Raw genomic sequence first — 21,196 nt, 5'->3', positions numbered from 1 at the left:
GACGGGAATTTTGATCGATTGGGGCGCTTTTTCGGGATTTGGAGAGGTGGAGTCAAGGCTCCCTGGTCGTCCCGGCGAATGCCGGGACCATACTCACAGGGAGGCGTTTTGCGAAGACTCGGAGTTTCTAGTCTCGTGTGATCGCTACGTCCTGTGGCTATGGGTCCCGGCCTTCGCCGGGACGACCGCGGTTAGGGTGGCTCACCCCCGCCAAGAACCCCGCCAGATCATCCGTGACGTGATCGACATGGGCGGCATCGCGGCCTTCCAGTTCCCAATCCTCGCGCACCACTTCCTTGGTCCCGTCAGGCACCACCAGCACCGTGGTCATGCCGAGCTCATGCGGAACGGTGAGGTTGCGGGCGAGGTCTTCGAACATGGCGGCTTTGGTCGGGTCGACCGCATGTTCCTTGAGGAATTTCTGATAGGTCTGCGCCGCAGGCTTGGGTTCGAACTCGGCGGCGATGATGTCGAACACGCCGTCGAAATGCGCGGCTAGGCCGAGCCGCGCCAGTACCGCGTCGACATGGTCGACCGAGCCGTTGGTCAGGATCAGCTTGCGCCCCGATAACTTTGCGATGGCTTCGCCCAGCGCCGGGTTCGGCGCCAGCGGCGAATGGTCGATCTTGTGGACGTAAGCGAGATAATCGTCGGCACGCACGCCATGCAGGGTCATCATGCCGCGCATGGTGGTGCCGAAGCGCTGGTAATAATCCTTCTGGATCCTGCGCGCTTCGTCCGGGCCGACCTGCAGCCAGTTGCACACGAACTCCCCGATCCGCGCATCGACCTGTTGCCACAGATTGACGTGATGCGGATAGAGCGTGTTGTCGAGATCGAACACCCAGGTGTCGATATGGGCGAAAGCGCGGGGGGATTTCATCAAGATTCTCTCAACTCGTCGTCCCGGCGAAGGCCGGGACCCATACCGCGTGATCTATCAATGGCGCACGCGGGTCGTGTTCTTCGCCAAATGCAATTCGGTGGCTATGGGTCCTGGCCTTCGCCGGGACGACATCGGTATTTGTGGCGCCACCCATCACGGCAGCGCAAAGCGCAGCGTCTTGCCGCCGCTGCTCATATCCACCACCCCAAAACCCGTCGCCGCAAATCCGCGCGCGCCGCAATCGGTCTGCTCGTTGGTCTCGAACTTGGTCTCGCGCGTGCAGAGCTGTTTGTCGCCGCCCCAGTTCAGCGGCTTGTCCTTCAGCTTGATGGCGCGGTTGTCGCTGTCGACGGCTTCCGCGAAGCTGAAGATCTGCCTGGGCTGGCCGGCGACATCGGGATGCAGGCAGGTCCTGGGATCGATGCGGAACCAGCCGCGGCTCGTCACCGACTTGCCGTCATCGGTCGCAACCGCCGCCATCACCTTGTGCGGCGTGTCGTTGCACCAGGTGAGCCCGCTCGTGGACGGCGTCTGCGCCGCATCGACCATGGTCTTGAAGAGATTCGGCGAGGCGACCACGTCGGTGGACAGCCCGCGGCTCTTCAGGAACGCAGCCAATGCTGCCTGCGTCTTCGGTCCGTCGACCCCGTCGATCGCGCCGATGTCGTAGCCTGCGATCACAAGCAGCCGCTGGATGCCGGCGAGCCGGGCCTGCTCGTCGTCATATTCGGAATCCTCGGCGAGGTAGGCGACGAGATTGCCGTCGTCGCCCTGCGTCGGCGTGATCTGGGTGAAGGCGGCTTGCGTCTGACCGCTGCGGCACTGCCGAGCTGCCGCAATGACGAAATTGTCCTGCGCCACGCACAGCGTGTCGCTGCCGTTCTGGGGGATCGGCGAGGCGCCATAGACGCCGAGCGCGCGGGCGTTGAGCAGGGTGCGATCGGCGGTGAGCGTGCCCTGCACCACCACGCGGCAGGTGGCCGGATCGATCCTGAACCAGCCCCGCGTCGCGGTCGCCGCCTTGTCGTCGATACCGATCGCGGCCTCGACGACATAGGACATGCGATTGCAGATCTTGAGGTCGGCGAATGCAGGTGCGGAGGAGAAGAAGAACGAGACGGCAGCGGCGGGCAGCGTCATCAGGAAGCGCGTCAGGGCAGAGCGGCGATGCCGCCGCTCTTGTCCGGCCATGACGGCGTCTCTCGTCTTCTCGTCGCTCACTTATGGATCAGCGTTCCCGTGCCCGTGTTGGTGAAGAGCTCGAGCAGCACCGCGTGCTGCATCTTGCCGTCGATGATGACGACGCCCTCGACGCCCTGCTCGAGCGCGTAGATGCAGGTCTCGACCTTCGGGATCATGCCGCCGGAAATGGTGCCGTCGGCGATCAGCTTGCGCGCGTCCTTCACCGAGAGCTGCGGAATCAGCTTCTTCGACTTGTCGAGCACACCCGGCACGTCGGTGAGCAGCAGCAGGCGCTTGGCCTTCAGCGCGCCGGCGACCGCACCGGCAAAGGTGTCGGCGTTGACGTTCAGCGTCTGGCCGTCCTTGGAGGTCGCGAGCGGCGCCAGCACCGGGATCAGCTCGTAGCCGATCAGCTGGTTGAGCAAGGTGAGATCGACCTTCTCGGGTTCGCCGACGAAGCCGAGATCGATCGCCTTCTCGATATGCGAGTCCGGGTCGACGATGGTGCGCGTCGTCTTCGACGCCTTCACCATGTTGCCGTCCTTGCCGGACAGCCCCACAGCCTTGCCGCCGGCCTCGTTGATATAGCCGACGAGCGACTTGTTGACGGAGCCGGCGAGCACCATCTCGACGATCTCGATGGTCGCGGCATCGGTGATGCGCAAGCCGGCCGCGAATTCCGAGACGATGCCGAGGCGTTTGAGCATGGTCGCGATCTGCGGCCCGCCGCCATGCACCACCACCGGATTGATCGCGGTCTGCTCGAGCAGCACGATGTCGCGGGCAAAATTCTTCGCGGTCTCCTCGTCGCCCATGGCATGGCCGCCATATTTGATGACGATGGTTTCTTCGTCGTACTGCTGCATGTGCGGCAGCGCTTCGGACAGGATGCGAGCCTGGTCGAGCGGGGAGATTTCGGTCATGAGGCGGATCTCGGCTTGCGGGACTAACGCGGCCAGCGTTCTATCTGATTGGCGGGCGAGGCGCAAAGTGGGTGTTCGCTTTTACCCTCCCCTGGAGGGGGAGGGTCGATCGCGCGTAGCGCGAGCGGGGTGGGGTGACGGTCTCTCCGCGATGAATAGTGCCCGGGTGGAGAGATCACCCCACCCCGCTACGCATTTCGCTTCGCTGCATGCGTAGCGACCCTCCCCCTCCAGGGGAGGGTAAGATGAAGCGTCATTTCTTCACTGCCGCCGCCAGCGTCACCGCCAGCCAGCTCAAAATCATCGTCGTTCCGCCGGTCGGTGCCGCGAACGGAAACAGCGAATGGCCGGCATATTGCCGCACAGTGAGGTCGCCCGCGAACAGCGCGGCGCCGATCACGAAGCCGAACGCGGCAATCAGGCCAATTCCGCCATGCAGAAGGCCGCGCGCGAGCAGGGCGACAGAGGCCAATATGGCAGTTGCATGAAACAGCAGCATGGCGCTTGCCGAGGCAAGCCGGCTGGCGTCAGCGCCATGGGCGGAGGCGGCGGCCAGCGCGACGCCGGCGGCGCCCATCAAGCCGGCAAGCCCGATCAGCAGGCGAGCCATCACTTGGTCCGCTCTTCCAGCAGCTTTGCCATCGCGGCGCGCAGTTCGGCCATGCCGGTCGAGCTGCGCGACGAGGTCGCGATCACGTTGGGGAACGCGGCCGGATGCTTGGCGAGCGCGGCTTCGGTCTCAGCGATGCAGGACTGGAGTTCGGTCGCCTTCACCTGATCAGCCTTGGTCAGCACGACCTGGTAGCTGACGGCCGAACGGTCGAGCGTCTTGAGGACTTCGAGATCGACCTCCTTCAAGCCGTGCCGTGCATCGATCAGCACGTAGACGCGCGCGAGCGAGGCGCGTCCGAGCAGGAATTTGTGGATCAGCTCGGTCCAGGACGCGACCTGGCTCTTCGGCGCCTTGGCGTAGCCGTAGCCGGGCATGTCGACGAGGCGCAGGTCTGTCTTGCCCGGGACCTCGAAGAAGATCAGCTCCTGGGTGCGGCCCGGCGTATGCGAGGTGCGCGCCAGCGCGTTGCGGCCGGTGAGCGCGTTGATCAAGCTCGACTTGCCGACATTGGAGCGGCCCGCAAAGGCGATCTCCAGCCCCGCCATCGGCGGCAGCGTTTGGATCGAGGGCGAGGCCCAGATGAACTGCCAGTCGCGGGTGAACAGCTTTCGCCCGGCTTCGATCAGCTTCGCATCTTTGTCGTCGGTCATGCGAAGGCTCTATCCTTTTTGTCATGGCCGGGCTCGTCCCGGCCATCCACGTCTTGCCACGGAGCAAGCTTCCAAAACGTGGATGCCCGGGACAAGCCCGGGCATGACGACTTGGAAGCATTGTGCCCGCATCACATTGGCGGGCGCCTGCCAGAAAAGCTACGTCGCCTTCCTTGCGAACGTCGCCTTGAGATTGTCGAACAGCTCCACCTTCACGCCGTTGCGGCGCATGATGAAGCTCTGCTGGAGCACCGAGAGCGTGTTGTTCCAGGCCCAGTAGATCACGAGGCCCGCCGGGAAGCCCGCCAGCATGAAGGTGAAGATCAGCGGCATCCAGTTGAAGATGATCTGCTGGGTCGGATCCGGCGGCGTCGGGTTCAGCTTCATCTGGAACCACATCGTGATGCCCATGATGATCGGCCAGATGCCGAGCGCGAGGTAGTGGCCGAACAGCGGCAGCGTGGTCGGATCGAACGGGATCAGCCCGAACAGCGTGAACAGATTGGTCGGATCGGGCGCCGAGAGGTCCTTGATCCAGCCGAAGAACGGTGCGTGCCGCATCTCGATGGTGACGAACAGCACCTTGTAGAGCGAGAAGAACACCGGGATCTGGATCACCACGGGAAGACAGCCGGCGACCGGATTGATCTTCTCCTTGCGGTAGATCTCCATCATCTCCTGCTGCTGCTTCACCTTGTCGTCGGGATAGCGCTCCTTCAACGCCTGAAGCTGCGGCTGGACCGACTTCATCTTCGCCATCGAGGCGTAGGACTTGTTCGCCAGCGGGAAGAACAAGAGCTTCACGATCACGGTCACGAGCAGGATCGAGATGCCGAAATTGCCGAAGAAGCGGTAGAAGAAGTCGAGACCGAGGAACATCGGCTTGGTGATGAAGTAGAACCAGCCCCAATCGATCAAGAGATCGAAATGGTTCAGCCCGAGCTCCTTGTTGTAGCCGCCGAGCCCTGCGAACGGGAACACGCCGACGACGCCGGCCTCCTTGGCACCGGCGAACAGCCGCGCGTTCGCGGTCGCCGTGCCGCCGATCGCGACGGTGACGGGGTCGAGCAGATAGTCGGTCTGGTAGGTATGGACGTTGCCGACGAGGTTCGAGGAGAACTTCGCCTGGAGCTGCGCGCTGGTGTCGGGCAGCAGCGCCGAGGCCCAGTATTTGTCGGTCATGCCGAGCCAGCCATTGGTGGCCTTGAAATTCACCGTCTTGGCCTCGTCGATCTTCTTGTAGGCATATTCCTGCAAGCCATCGAGATAGCCGATCAGGCCTTCATGCAGGATGTAATAGCCCGACACTTGCGGCGTGCCATGGCGCGAGATCAGCGCGAACGGATAGAGCGTGACCGGCGCGTTGCCGACATTGCTCACGTCGTCCTTGATGGTGAAGAGATAGTGGTCGTCGACCGCGATGGTGCGGCGGAAGGTGAGGCCCTCGCCATTATCCCACTTCAGCACCGCCGGCGTGGTCGGCGTCAGGCTGCCGCTGCCCTCCTGCTGCCAGACGGTCTGGGCGTCAGGCATCTTCGCCGTCACGCCCGTTGCCGCCACCCAGCCGAACTCGGCGTAATAGGGCTCCGCCGTGCCGGAAGGCGAATAGAGAATGATCGGCGGCGACTTCGGGTCGACCGTCTCGCGGAATTGCAGCAGCGCGAGGTCGTCGATGCGGCCGCCCTTGAGCGAGATGCTGCCGGCGAGCCGCGGGGTGTCGATCTTCACGCGCGGGCTGGCGGCAATCGCGGCGTCGCGGCTGACGGTCGGCTGGACCTGCTGGTTCGCGCCCGGCGCGGTGGTGGGCGCAGGCGCGCCGCCGGACTGCGGTGTGGCGCCCGGCGTCGCGGACGCCGTCGGCTGCGGCGCGGTCTTCTGGAGCTCGGCCTGCGCCTGCTGCTGGGCGCGCTGTTTCTCCATCGCCGGCACGTTGTAGAAATATTGCCAGGCGATCAGCACCAGGCCGGAGAGAATGACGGCGAGGATGGTATTGCGATTGTCAGTCATCACTATGGTCTCGTCATCAATCCGGTTTGCGGCTGGCGGCTGGGCCGGGCCTCGGCCCGCGTCCCCTTGCCTGTCCCTTGTCCGTATGCCGCGCGGGCTTCGTGAACGCTATGCGCAGATCGTCGAGCATGGTCGTGAAGTCGCGCGAAAGCGCGTCCCTGCGGCCGACCAGCACGTAATCATGATGGGGGTGCATCGATACCGGATCGAGCCGCTTCACCAATTCGCGAAGCCGGCGCCGGATGCGATTGCGCTGGGGGGCGTTGCCGTTCTTTTTGGTAACGGTGAAGCCGATCCGGATCGGGCCGCTGTCGTCGCGGCTGCGGCTTTGCAGGACGAACGCGGGACTATTCACCCGCGCGCCATTGGCAACGGCGAGGAAATCCGCTCGCTGCCTCAGCCGATCCATGATGAAATCCCAAAAAGGGGGTCCGCTCAGGCGCTCAGACGCTTGCGGCCGCGGGCGCGGCGGGCAGCCAGAACCTTGCGACCGCCGGCGGTCGCGAGACGGGCCCGGAAGCCATGGCGGCGCTTGCGCACCAGTTTGCTGGGTTGATAAGTCCGCTTCACGGGTTTTTCTCCGCTGACCGGGCAATTTGCCTGTAGAATTGATGATAAAGTCCGGAAGATGCGGCCCAAAATGGGCCGTTTCCGGCCCCAGAAGAGCCGCTCCCGGTGTCGCACCGGGTCATCGCGGACAATTTGCGCGGCTTATATGCGAGCGTCTTGTTTTCGTCAACGCCGCAGGACCGCGCAGTTCCGGTGAATATCACTGTTTCCTTGGGGTTTTTAACCCTTGAGGTGGCGATTAGCGATATCTGCGCCTACATCCGACCTTGGCAGATTAGCGATCCGTAATTTGACCACCCCTCGGGGCGGGTCGCATCCTCCATCAGTCGAGCTCTATCAGAAAGCCAGCAGGGGCGAATTTCGTGGTAGCGACAGACCTCCAGCAGCCGATCCAAAATCTGGATCGAGATACGGATCGGCCGGCGGACCAGCCGGTGACGCGGTCTCGCGGGCCGGGCGGGCTTGGCCTGTCCGGCAAACTGTTGCTGCTGACCGTCCCCCTGGTGATGATCGCGGCCATCCTGCTCTACGTGCCTGCGATCGCCAACTTCTGGGTCAACCGGCTCAACGACCGCGTCGCGGCGGCCAACACCGCGGCGCTGGTGCTCGATGCGGCGCCGCTCGGCATGGTGCCGGATTCGCTGTCGCGTGAGATCCTGAAAAGCATCAATGCTCGTGCGGTCGCGATCAAGATGGGCCAGCAGCGTCGCCTGCTCGCCAGCGACAATCTGCCTGCTACGATCGAGCACGACATCGACCTGCGCGACATGACGGTGTGGCAGGCCATCACCGGCTCGTTCCAGATGATGCTGGAGACCGGCAACCAGCCGATCCGCATCGTCGGCCCCGGCGTCGGCAACGCCCAGTTCATCGAGATCGTGACCGATGATCTGCCGCTGCGGCAGTCGATGTACCGCTTCTCCCGCAATGTCGTCGTGGTCGCGCTGATCATCGGCGTTTTGACCGCGGGCCTCGTCTATCTCGCGCTCCATTATCTCTTCGTGCGGCCGATGCGGCGGTTGACCGCGAGCCTGGTCGGTTTCCACGAAAATCCCGAAAGCTCGGCGCGCATCATTGTGCCGAGCCAGCGCAGCGACGAAATCGGCGTCGCCGAGCGCGAATTGTCGGACATGCAGCGCGACCTGATGTCGATGTTGCATCAGAAGAGCCGGCTCGCCGCGCTGGGCCTTGCCGTCTCCAAGATCAACCATGATCTGCGCAATCTGCTGGCCTCCGCGCAGCTGTTGTCGGACCAGCTTGCCAGCGTGCCCGATCCGCGCGTGCAGCGTTTTGCGCCAAAGCTCGTGCGCTCGCTCGAGCGCGCCATCGCCTTCTGCCAGTCGACGCTGTCCTACGGCCGTGCCCAGGAGGCCGCGCCCGACCGCCGCATGATGCTGATCGAGCCGGTCGTGCTGGAGGTGCGCGAGACCGCGGGTCTTGCCAACGACGTCTCGATTGCCTGGGTCGCCGCGATCGAGCGTGGGCTCGCGGTCGACGCCGATCCCGACCAGCTGTTCCGCGTGCTGCTCAACCTCGTGCGCAACGCCGCCCAGGCGCTGGAGAGCCATGCCTCCGGCGACGGCGGCCCGCAACAGATCCGGATCACCGGCAAGCGCGAAGGCGCGGTCGCCATCCTGGAGGTCTCCGATACCGGCCCCGGCGTGCCCGAGAGGACCCGGGAGCATCTGTTCGAGGCATTCCAGACCTCGGGCCGCCCCGGCGGCAGCGGGCTGGGTCTGGCCATTGCCGCCGAGCTCGTCCGCGCCCATGGCGGCGACATCCACCTGGTCGAGGGTACCATCGGCGCCACCTTCCGGATCGTCATCCCCGACCGCCCCGTGGAACTCCTCTCCATCCGCAACGAACGGGCGCGGGCGTAGGTCAGGTCAGAGGCCGACGCAAAAACCGTCATTTCCGTGCAAAATCTCCCCATCTCGGACCTTGCCAATCGGGACAGGAGCGGTTAGTCAGAGCGCTCTTTCGCACCCCTTCGGCGCTGTCCGGAGGCTGCGCGCGGGCCTAGCCCGCATCGCTGTTTGCGAAACACGCGCCCGTAGCTCAGCTGGATAGAGCATCAGACTACGAATCTGAGGGTCGGACGTTCGAATCGTTCCGGGCGCGCCATTTCGGTACACGAGTGCAAACATTTTGCAGGCGCTGCGCGTCATTCGCCGCGGACCTCAGTGTCCGACTGCGGTGCTCAGCGCCCGCAATTCGTCCCGCACGCGGTCAAGCACACTCTCGAATTCACGCGTCTCGGTCTGCCGGAACAGCCGTACGCTCGGATACCAGGGGCTGTCCGCGCGATCGAGCAGCCAGCGGTAGTCAGGCGTCCATGGCAGCAGGATCCAGGTTGGACGGCCAAGGGCGCCGGCGAGATGGGCAACGCTGGTATCGACGGTGATCACGAGATCCAGACAAGCGATCAAGGCGGCGGTGTCGGCGAAGTCGGTGAGATCTGCAGTCAGGTCGACAATGTCGTTTCTCTCCCGCAGCACGGTCGCATCATGCGGGCGCGGGGCCTTCTGCAGGCTGACATAGGTGGCGTCGACGTCGAGGATGCGGGACAGCGTTCGCAGTGGAATCGAGCGCGTCTCGTCATTCACGTGGAATGGATCGCCGGACCAGACCAGGCCGACCCGAAGCCTGGTTCGAGAGCCCAGACGATCCTCCCAGGCCTCAACCAGGCTGTCTGGCGGGGCGGGCAGATACGGTTCCGACGGGATCGTATCGAGGCGGGTCTTGAAGGCGAGCGGAAGGCTGGATATCGGGCAGTGCAAATCGAAAGCCGGCAGCGCGCCCATAGCCGACCTCGGAATGCACAATGATGCACCACTCAGCGTCGACATCAGCCGATGCAACGGGTCTTGAACGACGAGAATAACGCGTGCTCCGCGCTCCGCCAGCATGGGGACGTAGCGGACAAAGTGAATGGTGTCGCCTAAGCCCTCGTCCGCAGCGACAAGGATCGTCTTTCCCGCGATGCTTTCATCACCGAGCCACATCGGTCGTTGAAACTGAGGGTGTCTTGCCGAAGGCAGTTTCAAACGAGTCTGGTGCCCGAGCCAGCCGGCTTCGAGATTGCCTGTCAGGAGATGCACCAGAGACACATTCCACTCGGTCACCGTACTGCTCAGTCCGAGCGACTTCATGCGATCGGACAGCGCGAAGACCTCGTCGAAGCGATGAAGGTGGAAGAGCGCGACCAGTCTGTTGTCGAGAGCGTCCACGAAGCGCGGTTGGATCTCGATGGCCCTGTCGAACCATGCCAGCGCCTCTTCATTCCTGCCGAGCCGCCGCAATGAAAGGCCCAGATTGTTGCAGATCTCGGCATTGTCAGGATCGAGCTGGTGCGCCCGCCTGCCGTCGGTCGCGGATTCCTCGAACCGTTTCAGGCAGTAGAGAACCCATGCGCGAGTCCGCAGCGTGGGGGCGTGGTTCGGGAACAGGCTGTCGCTGAGATCAAGAGCTGCAATAGCCTCCTCGTTCCGCCCGAGCTTGTGGAGCAGAGCCCCGCTCTTATACAGGGCGTCGTGATGATGTGGATTGAGCTCGAGCGCGTGTTGAAAGCTCAGCAGGGCTTGATCGAGGCGCGCAAGCTGAATGAAGATGTCACCACGCTGCCGCCATAGCTCGGCGTCGTCAGGCCGCAGCTGTATAGCCTGGTCGAGGACGCTGAGTGCTTCGTCGCAACGCCCATATTGCTGCAGCACCGTCGCGAAGCTCGCCAGATATTCGGGCTTCGGTGCGCGCTGGATCGCGCGGACGATCCACTGCAGGGCATCGTTGTATTGCCTGGCGTGGAGAAACAGCAGCCCCATGAGATGCTGAGCGTCCGTGTGCTCCGCATCGAGTCCGAGGGCCTGCTGGCAGCAAGCACGCGCGTCGAGATGCCGCCCGTCCCTGAAATGCGCAAGGCCCGCCTCACAGAAGGCGGCTGGTGTGCTCATCGCTGCTCAAGTCCCGTTCATGGCGAACGTCCACCTCAGTGGCGGCAGCGGCTTCTGACGGGCGCAACCCCGCCTCTTTGGCGTCGCGGTTGATTCGACTTCAACAGGGGGAGCTTGCGCGAAGGTTGCGGCCTCTCCGGGATGACCGGGTGTCGTCATCGTGATCGGCCGCGCCCGCAGCCGTGCTGCGAGCAGGATGGCGTCGCGGGCGTTGAGGCCGCGATGCCGCTCCGCGTCGAGGGCATAGTCGACCATCATGGGGCGTTCTTCATCACCATGCCGACCAGCAGGATGCAGGCCCCCTATACGACTTCGACGGTCGCCGCCTCGAACTGGGTGCCGGCGGCGCGATGGCGGGCAAGCACCTCGCCTGATAGCTCCGAGACCGCGTTTTGCGCGGTGCTGTCCAGCATCGCGTGGACGCGCTGGCTTGATGCCTTCAGCACCGCCGGATCGAGCTTACCCTGGTCCACGCCGTTGATGATCGACTGGGCGAGGCCGCGGGCGCGTTCGGTGTCGGTCAGATGCGAGCAGATCATCAACATGTCGTTGCCGGCTTCCATGAAGCGTGCGCCGGAATCCGGTGCATCGAACCGGCCCGCCATTGCACGCATGCCGACGTCGTCGGACACGATCACGCCGCGGAAATTCATCGCCTCGCGCAACAGTCCGTGCATGATCGCGCGCGACAGCGTGACGGGATCGTTGGCGTCGAGTTTCCGGAACAGGATATGCGACGTCATCATCATCTCGATGCCGCCCTCGATCGCGGCGGCAAAGGGCAGCAGCTCGCGCGCCTTGATCTGGTCGAGGTCGAGATCCAGCACCGGCAATTCGTGGTGCGAATCGACCTGCGTGTCGCCATGCCCCGGGAAATGCTTGCCGCAGGCCCGGACACCGCGGCGTTCCATCGCCTTCGTGAACGGCAGCATCGACTTGATGACGTCGTCAGCCGAGCGGCCGAAGGCGCGCTCCCCGATCACGGGATTGGCGGGGTTGCTGTGAATGTCGAGCACCGGCGCAAAATTCAGATTGCAGCCGAGCGAGGCGAGCTCGACGCCCATGGCGTCGCCGACCTGCTCGGCGGTGGCAGCCCATCGCGCTGCATAGGAAAAGCGCGTGATCGGCGGCGGCGTGCGGCACACGCGTCCGCCTTCATGATCGATGGCGATGAATTGCTTGTCGCGCTGCGAGGCGTCGCGGATCGCGGCGATCAGATCGCGGTGGATCGACAGCCACTCCCGATACGGCAGATCGTGGCGGAAATTGCTCTTGTAGAGAATGACGCCGGCCGGCCGGAGATCCCGCAGCAGCGCACGGTCGCGGTCATCGAGGACGCTCGTCGGCCGCAGGCCAAGGAAGAAATGGTCACCGACCGTTGAAAGAAGGGAATCGCTCATCCGCCAGCGCCGCCACAGGTCGTTTCGGTTGATTGAGATGGAGCTGGACGCAACGCGAATAGTCAGCCCCTGCACGAGCCTTCGATCCGCCCGCTTCGTCGTCGCAATATTTCAAATTTCATCAACGGAATCAATAATCAAATCCCGCCGCCGGTCACTGCGGCAGGCCCGCCCGCCGTAGCCCTTCACCGTAGCGCCAGGCATCGTCCGGCCGCCGGTAGGGTCCGTAGATCGCTTCGAGGTTGGACACGCGCTCATGGGGGTTGATCTCGAGCAACCGGGCCACCGCCTTCTGAGCTGCGTCGAGCTCTCCGGCGAAGGCATCGGCGGCCGCGCCAATGCGCAGGGCCGGCAGCAGCCTGGGTGTGCCCCGCAGGGCCGTATTCGCCCAGGATGAGGCCTCGCCATAACGTCCCGCGAAGAAGTGCGCATGCGCCATCGCCGCCTGCATCAACGGCATCAAGGGATCGACGGGGCTGAGCCGCATCGCATAGGCCAGATGCCCCACCGCCGCCTCAGGCTCGCCAAGCCAGCTCTTGATGAAGCCGGCGAAATAGGACGCCCACATCATGTTGGGATTGACCTGGAGCGCCTGGTCGATGCACGCCGCACCGGCGTCGAGATCGCGGACGACGTAGGCGAGCGCGCCCGCACTCGTCGCCAGCGCCAGCGCGTCGTCGCTGCCGAGACGGATCGCATGACGGGCGAGCCGGTCGGTCTCGGCGATGTCGCGCGCGAGATCGTCCGTCGGCCAGCGATTGGTCCTGTCCTTGACGTAGCAATAGGCCGCCATGCCATAGGCGGAGGCGAAGTCCGGATCGAGCTCGATCGCGCGCCTGAACATCTGCAGGGCCTCGATATTGGCCTCGCGAATGGTGAAGCGGTAGATCGCGGCGGTGCCGCGCAGATAATATTCGTAGGCGCCCAGGCTCTCCGTCGGCTTGCGCTTGGCGCGCTCGATCGCGGAGTGCTCGAGCTTCGGCACCAGCAGTCCCACCACCTGCCGCGCGACCTGGTCTTGCAAATCGAAGATATCCGCAAGTGGGCCGTCGAACCGGTCCGCCCACAGATGTGCGCCGGTCGAGGCATCGATGAGCTGGGCCGTGATGCGCACGCGGTCGACCGAGTGGCGCACGCTGCCCTCGAGCACGAAGCCGACGCCGAGCTCGCGGCCGACTTGCTTGATATCGACGGCGCGGCCCTTGTAGGTGAAGCTGGAATTGCGCGCGATCACGAACAGCGAGCGGAAGCGCGACAGCGTCGTGATGATCTCCTCGACGACGCCGTCGGCGAAATATTCCTGTTCGGGATCGCCGCTCATGTTCTGGAACGGCAGCACGGCGACCGCCGGCTGGGCCGGAAGCGGCGGCGCTTCCGCTCCCGCGCCAAATATCGGCGATGGCGCGGTCTGCCGCGCAGCCTCGCTCACCGGACCTGTGAACCGATAGCCGTATTTCGGCATCGTCTCGATCCAGCGCTCACCGCCCGGCTCTTCGCCGAGCACCCGGCGCAGCGCCGCGATCTGCACCGGCAGATTGCTCTCCTCGACGATCAGGCCGGCCCAGGCCGATTTGATCAGCGCATCCTTGGACACCGGGGCCCCGGCCCGTTCCACGAGCACGCGCAGCACGGCGATGGCGCGCTGGCCAAGCGCGACGGGCGCGCTGCCGCGAAACAGGATCGCAGCGTCTGCATCAAGCCGGAACGGACCGATGATGTAGCTCGTGGCCATGGCGCGTTGCTTACGTCACGAGCAGCCATGCCGGCAAGAGCGTCGTGAAGTATCAGTGGTGACGGCGCTCACCTGCCGACAGTGACCCAGGCTTGCGCCTTCTTTCGCCATTCCGCGTCGAAACGGGCAGGGATGTCTTTTGCCGCATCCCACGAGAGAAGCTGGTCGATGGCGGAAGTGCCGACTTCGTCGATCTCGGGAACATCAGCATAGCCGAGATTGGCGAGCCGCTTGGCGAAAGGCGGATGTGTCGCGTCAGATTCATGCTCGCGCGTCAGGACGGCAGCGGCGGCTGCGATGGCATGACCGCAAATCCCAGGGCTGACGAACGGTAGATGATGAGGCGTGAGCTTACGCCGCAGCGAGCGCAGGCTGCACCGGCCGCCGGCCGATCATCAAGGACAGCACGGCGGCGACGATGCCGGTCGCGCCTGCGATCATGAAAGCTTGCAGATAATCGCCTTGCGACGAGCGCATGAAGCCGGCGAAGAAAGCGGCGCAGGCGGCCCCTAACTGATGGCCGGCGACCACCCAGCCGAAGATCAAGGGCGCGTTCTTGTCGCCGAACGCCTCATTGGCGATGCGCACGGTCGGCGGCACGGTCGCGATCCAGTCGAGGCCGTAGAACACCGCGAACACCGACAGGCTGACAAACGAGAAATCCGAGTAGGGCAGGTAGATCAGCGACAGGCCGCGCAGGCCGTAGTAGAAGAACAAGAGCTTGCGCGGATCGAAGCGGTCGGTGAGCCAGCCCGACAGCGTGGTGCCGAACAGGTCGAAGAACCCCATCAGCGCCAGCAGGCCTGCGGCCTGCACCTCGAAGATGCCGTGGTCGCCGCAGAACGCGATCAGATGGGTGCCGACGAGGCCGTTGGTGGTGAAGCCGCAGATGAAGAAGGTCGCGAACAGGAACCAGAAAGTCGGCGCCTTGGCCGCGCGCACGAGGTTGCTGATCGCGGCGACGAACGGATTGCCCTGCGCTGGCGCCGCGGGCTGATCCTCATGCGGACTGCCGTAGGAGCGCAGGCCGATCGACGCAGGCCGCTCGGGCACGAGGAGATACACCAGCGGTATAAGCGCCGCGCAGCACGCGGCCACCGTCAGCACCACCGGCTTCCAGCCGCCCCATTCGACCAGCGCGGCAAGGCCCGGCATGAAGATGAGCGTGCCGGTAGCGGTGCTCGCCGTCAGCAGTCCCATGATGAGGCCGCGATTGGTGGTGAACCAGCGATTGACGATGGTGGCGCCGAGCACGTTGGCGACCGCGCCCGAGCCGATGCCCGAGAGCAATCCCCAGGTCAGGAACAATTGCCACGGCGCGGTCATGAAGTAGCTCGCAGCCGTCGATGCCGACATCAGCGCCAGCGCGCCGAGCACGGTGCGGCGGATGCCGAAGCGCTGCATCACGGCCGCGGCGAACGGGCCCGCGAGGCCGTAAAGGAAGATACCGACCGCGGCCGACGACGAGACTACGCTGACGTCCCAGCCGAAAGTCTTTTGCAGGGGCAGCATCAGCACGCCCGGCGTCGCGCGCAGGCCTGCGGACGCCAGCAGCGCCAGGAAGATCACGGCGACGACCACGAAGGCATAGTTCGGGCCGAACGGCCGCCGGGACACGGGGGAGGATTGAACCGAAGCTGGGGGCATATTACTTACCGGTACGTATTGCGATGCGGTACTAATACGTACCGGTCAGTAACATTGTCAAGCGCAATGCCGAAGGTCGGACGAAGCCAGATGACAAAAAAAGCCGAAACGCCTGCCGCCGCCCCGCTCCGGGCCGCCGACCGGATTCGCGCGTCCGCGAGCGAGCTGTTCTACCGCGAGGGCATCCGTGCCGTCGGCGTCGACGAGGTGGTGGACCGCGCCGGCGTGACAAAGCCCAGCCTCTATCGCAGCTTTGCCTCGAAGGACGATCTCGCCGCCGCCTATTTGCGCGATTACGATCTGAGCTTCTGGGAAAATTTCGAGCGCCCCGGCGGCAAGACCTACGGCAATGCGCGCGATCATGTGCTCGCCTATATCAGCCAGCTCGCGTCGCGCGCTGTCGCCAAAGGCTATCGCGGCTGCGGCCTCAGCAACGCCGCAGTGGAATATCCGTCACGCGACAATCCCGCCCGCCAGGTCGCCGAAGCGCACAAGAAGGTCTTCCGCAAGCGCCTGCGCGAACTCGCAGCTGGCATGGGCGCGCGCCAGCCGAATGTGATCGGCGATGCGCTGCTGCTGCTGATCGAAGGCATCTATGTCACCGGCCAGCAGTCCGAAGACGGCCCGGCGCAGTCGGCGCTTGCCGCGGCGAAGCTGCTGATCGACGCGAGCGTGAAGGCGGGATGAGGGGGCGTGGCTATCTCGTAAGCGAACGTGTGGCATGAAGCTCGCCTGCGGCCATCCTTCGAGACGCCCGCCTCCGGCGGGCCCTCAGGATGAGGTCACGTTTTGCGGCGAGATATTAGACCCTCATGGTGAGGAGCCCGCTTAAGCGGGCGTCTCGAACCATGCAGGCCCAGCTCTTCCGGCGATCTCCAACCGTGATATGCGATAGCCCTAGGTGAGCCGGTGATCCCGCGCATCAGCGCTGGCCGTGGAGTTTGCTTCTTCGCACAAGACGCATCATCGAACTGTCACCGCCTTGTCATTCGCGCTCTATTGATTGCGGCTCCCTTCGTCGCGCATCGGAGTGGCTGACATGCATCTGACTGAGACAATTTCGTCCGACCGCCGCTCGATCCTGAAGGGCCTCGCGGCCGCGGCTGTCACGTCGCTGGCGGCGCCGGCCATGGCCGCCGATGGCTTGCCGGCGCAGCCGACCGGAACGGCGGCCGCAATCGCCACCGACAAGGCCTATTGGACGGCTGTGAAGGGGCTCTATTCCGTGACGCCTGATGTCGCCAATTTCGAGAACGGCTATTGGGGCATCATGCCTGAGCCCGTGCGGCGCGAGTTCATCCGCCAGTCCGACATGATCAATTATCAGAACACCTATTACGCGCGGCAGCGCGCGGGCGCCGACTTCGAGGCCGTGCGCGCCAAGGTGGCGGAGGCGGTCGGCGCCGCGCTCGACGAGATCGCGCTCACCCGCGGCGCGACCGAAGCGCTGCAGCTCCTCATCGGCGGCTACAACAGGCTGAAGCCCGGCGACGGCGTGCTCTATGCCGATCTCGACTACGATTCGATGCAGTATGCGATGAACGCGCTCAAGGCGCGCCGTGGCGTCGACGTGGTCAAGTTCGACGTGCCCGAGCCCGCCACCCGCCAGGTCGTGCTCGACGCCTATGCCCGCGCCATCGAGGCGAACCCGAAGACCAGACTGCTCCTGCTGACCCATGTCAGCCATCGCACCGGGCTCGTCATGCCGGTCGCCGAGATCGCCCGCATGGCGAAGGCCAAGGGCATCGACACTATCGTTGACGCCGCGCATTCCTGGGGACAGATCGACTTCCGCGTGGGCGAGCTCGAATCCGATTTCGTCGGTTTCAACCTGCACAAATGGATCGGCGCGCCGCTCGGCGTGGGCTTCCTCTACATCAGGAAGGACCGCCTCGCCGACATCGACCGCGACATGGGCGACGAGGATTTTGCGGAAACCGATATCCGTTCGCGGGTGCACACCGGCACGGTTAATTTCGCCACGGTGCTGACGGTGCCCACCGCCGTGGCGCTGCATCAGCAGATCGGCGCAGCGGCAAAGCAGGCGCGGCTGCGCCATCTGCGCGACTCCTGGGTGAGCCGCGCCCGCGGATTCAAGGACATCGAGATCCTGACGCCGGATGAAGCCGGCTCATATGGCGCGATCACGTCCTTCCGTCTCGCCGGCAAAACCAGCAAGGCCGACAACGACGCCATCGTGGCGAAGCTCCGCGACAGCCACAAAATCATGACGGTGCGCCGGGCCGGCGTCGCCAAGGGCCAGTGCATCCGCGTGACTCCGGCACTCTTCACCAACGAGGCCGATCTCGACTGGCTCGTCGAGGCGCTGGCTGTCATCACCGGGACGAAGACGGGGTGAGGGCGGCGTCAACTGCGCTTGACTGATTGGACCAGATCCCAGCGGTTGCCACAGAGATCCTCGAACACCGCCACGATGCCATAGGCCTCCTGCCGTGGCGGCCGAACGAAGCGGACGCCGGCGGCGATCATGCGCGCATGATCGCGCTCGAAATCATCAGTCTCCAGGAACAGGAAGACGCGCCCTCCGGTCTGGTCGCCGATGCGTGCCGCTTGAACCAGACCGTCCGCCTTCGCCAGCAGCAGGCCGCAGCCTGAACTGCCCGGCGGTCGCACGACCACCCAGCGCTTGCCGCCGCCGAGCGGCGTGTCTTCGCAAAGCTCGAAGTTCAGAGCGCCCGTGAAGAAGGCGATCGCTTCGTCATAGTCCGCGACCACGAGACTGATGAGGGACAGATGCTGATTCATCGCGCAATCCGGCGAATGGCGGCAGGTTCGCCGTCAGGAAGACGAGGATAGCACGACATCGGCCCACGGTCGCGCGACTGACGTCGCCACAATAATGCTGGCCCAATTAACGCTCTTGACCGTCCGGAAGCCTCAGCCGACCCGTTTTATCGGCCCGCGGTCTGGGCTATTTCTGTCACTCTGGCGCCCAGCGCAAGGAGACAGACGCGTGCTCGACCACATTCTCAGGTTCATGACGCTCGGGACGGTCATCGTCGGCAGTGTTGCGATCTACGCAGCGCTACACACCAACAATCGGCGTCTGGGTGCTGACATCTTCCTTCGATACTCCGATCGGGTCTCGGACCTGCGGCGCCGCCTTCCAGTCTCGGCATTCCTCGAACGAGGAGCCGCTGGCGACATCGAGATAAGCGCGGAAGAGCGCCGGGCCGTGCATGAGATCATCCACTCGATCTTCGAGCTCTATGAGCTCAAAGTCCACGGCTTCTTTCCGCCCGCGCTCTGGAAGATCAGGGAGCCCGATATCGAAAGGCTGCTTTCGATGCCGGTGTTTCAGCAGGAATTGGCAGGCCTCGAGGACCGATATGCGAGGCACCCCCGTTTAGCGGCCTGGCTCGAGAAAATCAGAGCCAGTAAGTCCTGACTTGCGCAGTCAGTTGGCGGATAGCCCCTCACCGCCAGCCAAGCGCCGGCGCGACGTGCTTCAAGATCGCCTCGATCGCATGTGCGCAGTAGTCGACACCGAGCTGGTTCGGAATCGTCAGCAACAGCGTATCGGCCTCGGCGATCGCCTCGTCCTGACGCAACTGCTCGATCAGCGCATCCGGCTCGGCGGCATAGGAGCGCCCGAAGATCGCCCGCGTGCGCGGGTCGATGAAGCCGATCTGGTCCTCGCCTCCGCGCTCGCCGCCGAAATAGGCGCGGTCGCGGTCGTCGATCAGCGCAAAAATGCTGCGGCTGACGGAGACGCGCGGCTCGCGGGTGTGGCCTGCTTCCTTCCACGCCGCGCGATAGCTACGGATTTGCGCGGCCTGCTGCACGTGAAAAGCCTCGCCGGTCTCGTCGTTCTTCAGCGTCGAGCTTTGCAAATTCATACCGAGTTTTGCCGCCCATACCGCGGTGGCGTTTGAGCCGGCGCCCCACCAGATCCGCTCACGCAGACCCGCGGCATGCGGCTCCAGGCGCAGCAGGCCGGGCGGGTTGGGAAACATCGGCTGCGGATTGGGCTCGGCAAAACCCTCGCCCCGCAGCAGGTCGAGGAAGACTTCCGCGTGGCGCCGGCCCATGTCGGCGTCACTCTGGCCCTCGGCCGGCCGGTAACCGAAATAGCGCCAGCCATCGATCACCTGCTCGGGCGAGCCGCGGCTGATGCCGAGCTGGAGCCGTCCGCCGGCGATGAGATCGGCGGAGCCGGCGTCTTCCAGCATGTAGAGCGGGTTCTCGTAGCGCATGTCGATCACGGCCGTGCCGATCTCGATGGTGCTGGTCCTGGCGCCGACCGCGGCGAGCAGCGGAAAGGGCGAGGCGAGCTGGCGCGCGAAATGATGCACGCGGAAATACGCGCCGTCCAACCCGAGCTGTTCCGCCGCGACGGCCAGCTCGATCGATTGCAGCAGCGTGTCGCCAGCCGAGCGCGTCTGCGACTGCGGCGAGGGTGTCCAGTGTCCGAAGGAGAGGAATCCGATTTTCTTCATGGGGTCATCTATGGATGGTGGGGAGAGGTTCGTCTTCTGACATTCAGGTGAGACGGACGATGCGGCCGGGAAAGCCTGCGTGCCCCGATGATGTCATCCTGCGCCTGTTTTGCCCGACGGGTCAACGTCTCCGTCAGGCCGCCTTTTTTCGGCTCGGTCGGATCAGAACGTCTGCGGAGATGCCAAGACGCTCGTGAAGTCGGCGGATCATCGTGATTGATAGCCCCCTCTTTCGATTCAGAACCTCGGCAATCCGGGTCCGGGTCCCGATAATCTCTTCCAGGTCTCGACGCGTCAGCCCCTGCTGCTCCATGCGAAACTTGATGGCCTCGATAGGATCGGGTGGGTCCATTGGATAATGCTCGGCCTCGTAGACATCGATGAGCGTCGCAAGCACGTCCAGCCGGTCGCCCTCAGGTGTGCCAGACTTTGCGCCCCAGAGGCGCTCCACCTCCTTGAGCGCAGCTTCATAATCGCGCTTCGTCCGGATCGGCTTGATCTCAGTCGCCGCCATGTCGAACCTCTCTTACATCGATCTTGTCATAGTCCCGGTGCGTGCCGATCCATTTGATCCACACGATGCTTTTCTCGAAATCGATGGCGACGACCAGCCGATAGTCGTTGCCCTTGATGTTGAACACAACCCGGTCGGCCGAGATGATGCTGGCGGTCGCATAGCTGCGCTTGATATCCGCAGCACCGCGCTTTTTGACTTCATCGAACCACGCATCAAGCGCAACCCCCATCTCCGCAGGCGGTAATCATGGTGACGAGAACGTTTGGACGCGACCAATGCGGTTGCACGTCACCACGTGATCCGAGATCATCGCAAAACCAGCCGCCCGAGCAGCGCCGCGAGTTCGCTTTGCCGCGAAACGTCGAGCTTCGCAAAGACCCGCTTCAGGATGTTACGTGCCGTATCCTCGGCAATGCCGAGACGCTCCGCAGCCTCTTTCGGAGCAACGCTAGAGGAAACGAGGGACGCGATCCTTGCTTCCCCGAGCGTCAATCCAAAAATGTCGCGCACGACCGCCGGGTCGGGAGGCTCCGCACGCTCGGCTCACGTCCGCTTAGCAAGGGATAGCCACATTTGCTCAGGTTGGGTTCTTCGCATTTTGACCCATCTCGGACATCCGATCCCTTGGACCTGCACCGAAAAACCGCTTACGCTCAGGT

General features: G+C 64.2%; 21 protein-coding genes and 1 tRNA gene. 5 read left to right on the top strand and 17 right to left on the bottom strand.

The genetic code is table 11. From position 1 onward, the window contains the following. Nucleotides 1-157: 157 nt before the first annotated feature. The 8 genes from YUA_RS43730 to rpmH form a co-directional block, all read right to left on the bottom strand. Complete coding sequence (locus YUA_RS43730) at nucleotides 158-883, bottom strand: pyrimidine 5'-nucleotidase (protein WP_035970702.1); 726 nt, start codon at nucleotides 881-883, stop codon at nucleotides 158-160. Between the two features lie 156 nt (nucleotides 884-1,039). Then, nucleotides 1,040-2,026 (bottom strand): DUF1036 domain-containing protein, encoded by a 987-nt coding sequence (locus tag YUA_RS0109265; RefSeq protein WP_027530431.1) that lies wholly within the window; start codon nucleotides 2,024-2,026, stop codon nucleotides 1,040-1,042. A 77-nt stretch (nucleotides 2,027-2,103) separates the two neighbouring features. Continuing rightward, nucleotides 2,104-2,991 (bottom strand): acetylglutamate kinase, encoded by an 888-nt coding sequence (gene argB / locus YUA_RS0109260; protein ID WP_027530430.1) that lies wholly within the window; start codon nucleotides 2,989-2,991, stop codon nucleotides 2,104-2,106. A 253-nt stretch (nucleotides 2,992-3,244) separates the two neighbouring features. Beyond that, complete coding sequence (locus tag YUA_RS0109255) at nucleotides 3,245-3,601, bottom strand: DUF423 domain-containing protein (protein ID WP_035970699.1); 357 nt, start codon at nucleotides 3,599-3,601, stop codon at nucleotides 3,245-3,247. Continuing rightward, entirely contained in the window at nucleotides 3,601-4,254 is a 654-nt protein-coding gene (gene yihA / locus YUA_RS0109250; protein ID WP_027530428.1) for a ribosome biogenesis GTP-binding protein YihA/YsxC, read from the bottom strand. Before yihA ends, YUA_RS0109255 begins: the two co-directional genes overlap by 1 nt. Before the next feature lie 159 nt (nucleotides 4,255-4,413). Then, complete coding sequence (yidC, locus tag YUA_RS0109245; RefSeq protein ID WP_027530427.1) at nucleotides 4,414-6,261, bottom strand: membrane protein insertase YidC; 1,848 nt, start codon at nucleotides 6,259-6,261, stop codon at nucleotides 4,414-4,416. Between the two features lie 16 nt (nucleotides 6,262-6,277). After that, nucleotides 6,278-6,670 (bottom strand): ribonuclease P protein component, encoded by a 393-nt coding sequence (rnpA, locus tag YUA_RS0109240; RefSeq protein WP_027530426.1) that lies wholly within the window; start codon nucleotides 6,668-6,670, stop codon nucleotides 6,278-6,280. A gap of 26 nt (nucleotides 6,671-6,696) precedes the next feature. After that, a complete protein-coding gene (rpmH, locus tag YUA_RS0109235; protein ID WP_008542748.1) occupies nucleotides 6,697-6,831 on the bottom strand; it encodes a 50S ribosomal protein L34 in 135 nt (44 codons plus the stop codon). A gap of 362 nt (nucleotides 6,832-7,193) precedes the next feature. Here rpmH and YUA_RS0109230 point away from each other — a divergent pair, with 362 nt between their 5' ends. Both YUA_RS0109230 and YUA_RS0109225 read left to right on the top strand, forming a co-directional pair. After that, nucleotides 7,194-8,711, top strand: coding sequence for a sensor histidine kinase (locus YUA_RS0109230; RefSeq protein WP_027530425.1), 1,518 nt, complete (start codon nucleotides 7,194-7,196; stop codon nucleotides 8,709-8,711). A gap of 167 nt (nucleotides 8,712-8,878) precedes the next feature. Next, nucleotides 8,879-8,955, top strand: a tRNA-Arg gene (locus YUA_RS0109225). Between the two features lie 56 nt (nucleotides 8,956-9,011). Here YUA_RS0109225 and YUA_RS43725 read toward each other — a convergent pair. From YUA_RS43725 to YUA_RS0109195, 5 genes are all read right to left on the bottom strand, one after another. After that, complete coding sequence (locus tag YUA_RS43725) at nucleotides 9,012-10,781, bottom strand: tetratricopeptide repeat protein (protein WP_084292293.1); 1,770 nt, start codon at nucleotides 10,779-10,781, stop codon at nucleotides 9,012-9,014. A 6-nt stretch (nucleotides 10,782-10,787) separates the two neighbouring features. Beyond that, nucleotides 10,788-11,039 carry a hypothetical protein gene (locus tag YUA_RS52525; RefSeq protein ID WP_027530424.1) on the bottom strand — a complete coding sequence of 84 codons (252 nt, stop codon included), beginning with the start codon at nucleotides 11,037-11,039 and terminating at the stop codon, nucleotides 10,788-10,790. Nucleotides 11,040-11,083: 44 nt separating this feature from the next. Further along, a complete protein-coding gene (locus YUA_RS0109210) occupies nucleotides 11,084-12,181 on the bottom strand; it encodes a glycoside hydrolase family 3 N-terminal domain-containing protein (protein WP_027530423.1) in 1,098 nt (365 codons plus the stop codon). A gap of 154 nt (nucleotides 12,182-12,335) precedes the next feature. Next, on the bottom strand, nucleotides 12,336-13,913 hold the full coding sequence (locus tag YUA_RS0109205) for a winged helix-turn-helix domain-containing tetratricopeptide repeat protein (RefSeq protein ID WP_035970696.1): 1,578 nt from the start codon (nucleotides 13,911-13,913) through the stop codon (nucleotides 12,336-12,338). Nucleotides 13,914-14,264: 351 nt separating this feature from the next. Next, nucleotides 14,265-15,560, bottom strand: a complete 1,296-nt coding sequence (locus YUA_RS0109195; RefSeq protein ID WP_027530420.1) for an MFS transporter — start codon at nucleotides 15,558-15,560, stop codon at nucleotides 14,265-14,267. 90 nt (nucleotides 15,561-15,650) lie between these two features. Between YUA_RS0109195 and YUA_RS0109190 the strand changes: the two genes are divergently transcribed. Both YUA_RS0109190 and YUA_RS0109185 read left to right on the top strand, forming a co-directional pair. Beyond that, the gene (locus YUA_RS0109190; RefSeq protein WP_027530419.1) at nucleotides 15,651-16,247 is read left to right on the top strand and encodes a TetR/AcrR family transcriptional regulator; all 597 of its coding nucleotides are present in this window, start codon (nucleotides 15,651-15,653) and stop codon (nucleotides 16,245-16,247) included. Between the two features lie 352 nt (nucleotides 16,248-16,599). Next, the gene (locus YUA_RS0109185) at nucleotides 16,600-17,919 is read left to right on the top strand and encodes an aminotransferase class V-fold PLP-dependent enzyme (RefSeq protein WP_027530418.1); all 1,320 of its coding nucleotides are present in this window, start codon (nucleotides 16,600-16,602) and stop codon (nucleotides 17,917-17,919) included. 8 nt (nucleotides 17,920-17,927) lie between these two features. On the opposite strand, the gene YUA_RS0109180 is transcribed toward YUA_RS0109185, so the two are convergent. Further along, a complete protein-coding gene (locus YUA_RS0109180; RefSeq protein WP_027530417.1) occupies nucleotides 17,928-18,326 on the bottom strand; it encodes a VOC family protein in 399 nt (132 codons plus the stop codon). Nucleotides 18,327-18,534: 208 nt separating this feature from the next. Here YUA_RS0109180 and YUA_RS0109175 point away from each other — a divergent pair, with 208 nt between their 5' ends. Further along, on the top strand, nucleotides 18,535-18,969 hold the full coding sequence (locus YUA_RS0109175) for a hypothetical protein (RefSeq protein WP_156947086.1): 435 nt from the start codon (nucleotides 18,535-18,537) through the stop codon (nucleotides 18,967-18,969). 28 nt (nucleotides 18,970-18,997) lie between these two features. Here YUA_RS0109175 and YUA_RS0109170 read toward each other — a convergent pair whose 3' ends face one another. The 3 genes from YUA_RS0109170 to YUA_RS43720 form a co-directional block, all read right to left on the bottom strand. After that, entirely contained in the window at nucleotides 18,998-20,020 is a 1,023-nt protein-coding gene (locus YUA_RS0109170; protein WP_027530415.1) for an LLM class flavin-dependent oxidoreductase, read from the bottom strand. A gap of 133 nt (nucleotides 20,021-20,153) precedes the next feature. Then, entirely contained in the window at nucleotides 20,154-20,534 is a 381-nt protein-coding gene (locus YUA_RS0109165) for a type II toxin-antitoxin system HigA family antitoxin (RefSeq protein WP_027530414.1), read from the bottom strand. After that, nucleotides 20,521-20,766, bottom strand: coding sequence for a type II toxin-antitoxin system HigB family toxin (locus YUA_RS43720; protein ID WP_084292291.1), 246 nt, complete (start codon nucleotides 20,764-20,766; stop codon nucleotides 20,521-20,523). Before YUA_RS43720 ends, YUA_RS0109165 begins: the two co-directional genes overlap by 14 nt. Between the last annotated feature and the right edge of the window lie 430 nt (nucleotides 20,767-21,196).

Source organism: Bradyrhizobium sp. WSM3983 (genome assembly GCF_000473045.1).
In the GTDB taxonomy this organism is placed as follows: Bacteria; Pseudomonadota; Alphaproteobacteria; order Rhizobiales; family Xanthobacteraceae; genus Bradyrhizobium.
This window is presented reverse-complemented; position numbering and strand designations above follow the sequence as displayed.

Bases quoted from the DNA above. Each gene is read 5' to 3' on its own strand.
- YUA_RS43730 (WP_035970702.1), bottom strand. From the start codon at position 883: ATGAAATCCCCCCGCGCTTTCGCCCATATCGACACCTGGGTGTTCGAT.
- YUA_RS0109265 (WP_027530431.1), bottom strand. From the start codon at position 2,026: ATGACGCTGCCCGCCGCTGCCGTCTCGTTCTTCTTCTCCTCCGCACCT.
- argB (WP_027530430.1), bottom strand. From the start codon at position 2,991: ATGACCGAAATCTCCCCGCTCGACCAGGCTCGCATCCTGTCCGAAGCG.
- YUA_RS0109255 (WP_035970699.1), bottom strand. From the start codon at position 3,601: ATGGCTCGCCTGCTGATCGGGCTTGCCGGCTTGATGGGCGCCGCCGGC.
- yihA (WP_027530428.1), bottom strand. From the start codon at position 4,254: ATGACCGACGACAAAGATGCGAAGCTGATCGAAGCCGGGCGAAAGCTG.
- yidC (WP_027530427.1), bottom strand. From the start codon at position 6,261: ATGACTGACAATCGCAATACCATCCTCGCCGTCATTCTCTCCGGCCTG.
- rnpA (WP_027530426.1), bottom strand. From the start codon at position 6,670: ATGGATCGGCTGAGGCAGCGAGCGGATTTCCTCGCCGTTGCCAATGGC.
- YUA_RS43725 (WP_084292293.1), bottom strand. From the start codon at position 10,781: ATGAGCACACCAGCCGCCTTCTGTGAGGCGGGCCTTGCGCATTTCAGG.
- YUA_RS52525 (WP_027530424.1), bottom strand. From the start codon at position 11,039: ATGATGGTCGACTATGCCCTCGACGCGGAGCGGCATCGCGGCCTCAAC.
- YUA_RS0109210 (WP_027530423.1), bottom strand. From the start codon at position 12,181: ATGAGCGATTCCCTTCTTTCAACGGTCGGTGACCATTTCTTCCTTGGC.
- YUA_RS0109205 (WP_035970696.1), bottom strand. From the start codon at position 13,913: ATGGCCACGAGCTACATCATCGGTCCGTTCCGGCTTGATGCAGACGCT.
- YUA_RS0109195 (WP_027530420.1), bottom strand. From the start codon at position 15,560: ATGCCCCCAGCTTCGGTTCAATCCTCCCCCGTGTCCCGGCGGCCGTTC.
- YUA_RS0109190 (WP_027530419.1), top strand. From the start codon at position 15,651: ATGACAAAAAAAGCCGAAACGCCTGCCGCCGCCCCGCTCCGGGCCGCC.
- YUA_RS0109185 (WP_027530418.1), top strand. From the start codon at position 16,600: ATGCATCTGACTGAGACAATTTCGTCCGACCGCCGCTCGATCCTGAAG.
- YUA_RS0109180 (WP_027530417.1), bottom strand. From the start codon at position 18,326: ATGAATCAGCATCTGTCCCTCATCAGTCTCGTGGTCGCGGACTATGAC.
- YUA_RS0109170 (WP_027530415.1), bottom strand. From the start codon at position 20,020: ATGAAGAAAATCGGATTCCTCTCCTTCGGACACTGGACACCCTCGCCG.
- YUA_RS0109165 (WP_027530414.1), bottom strand. From the start codon at position 20,534: ATGGCGGCGACTGAGATCAAGCCGATCCGGACGAAGCGCGATTATGAA.
- YUA_RS43720 (WP_084292291.1), bottom strand. From the start codon at position 20,766: ATGGGGGTTGCGCTTGATGCGTGGTTCGATGAAGTCAAAAAGCGCGGT.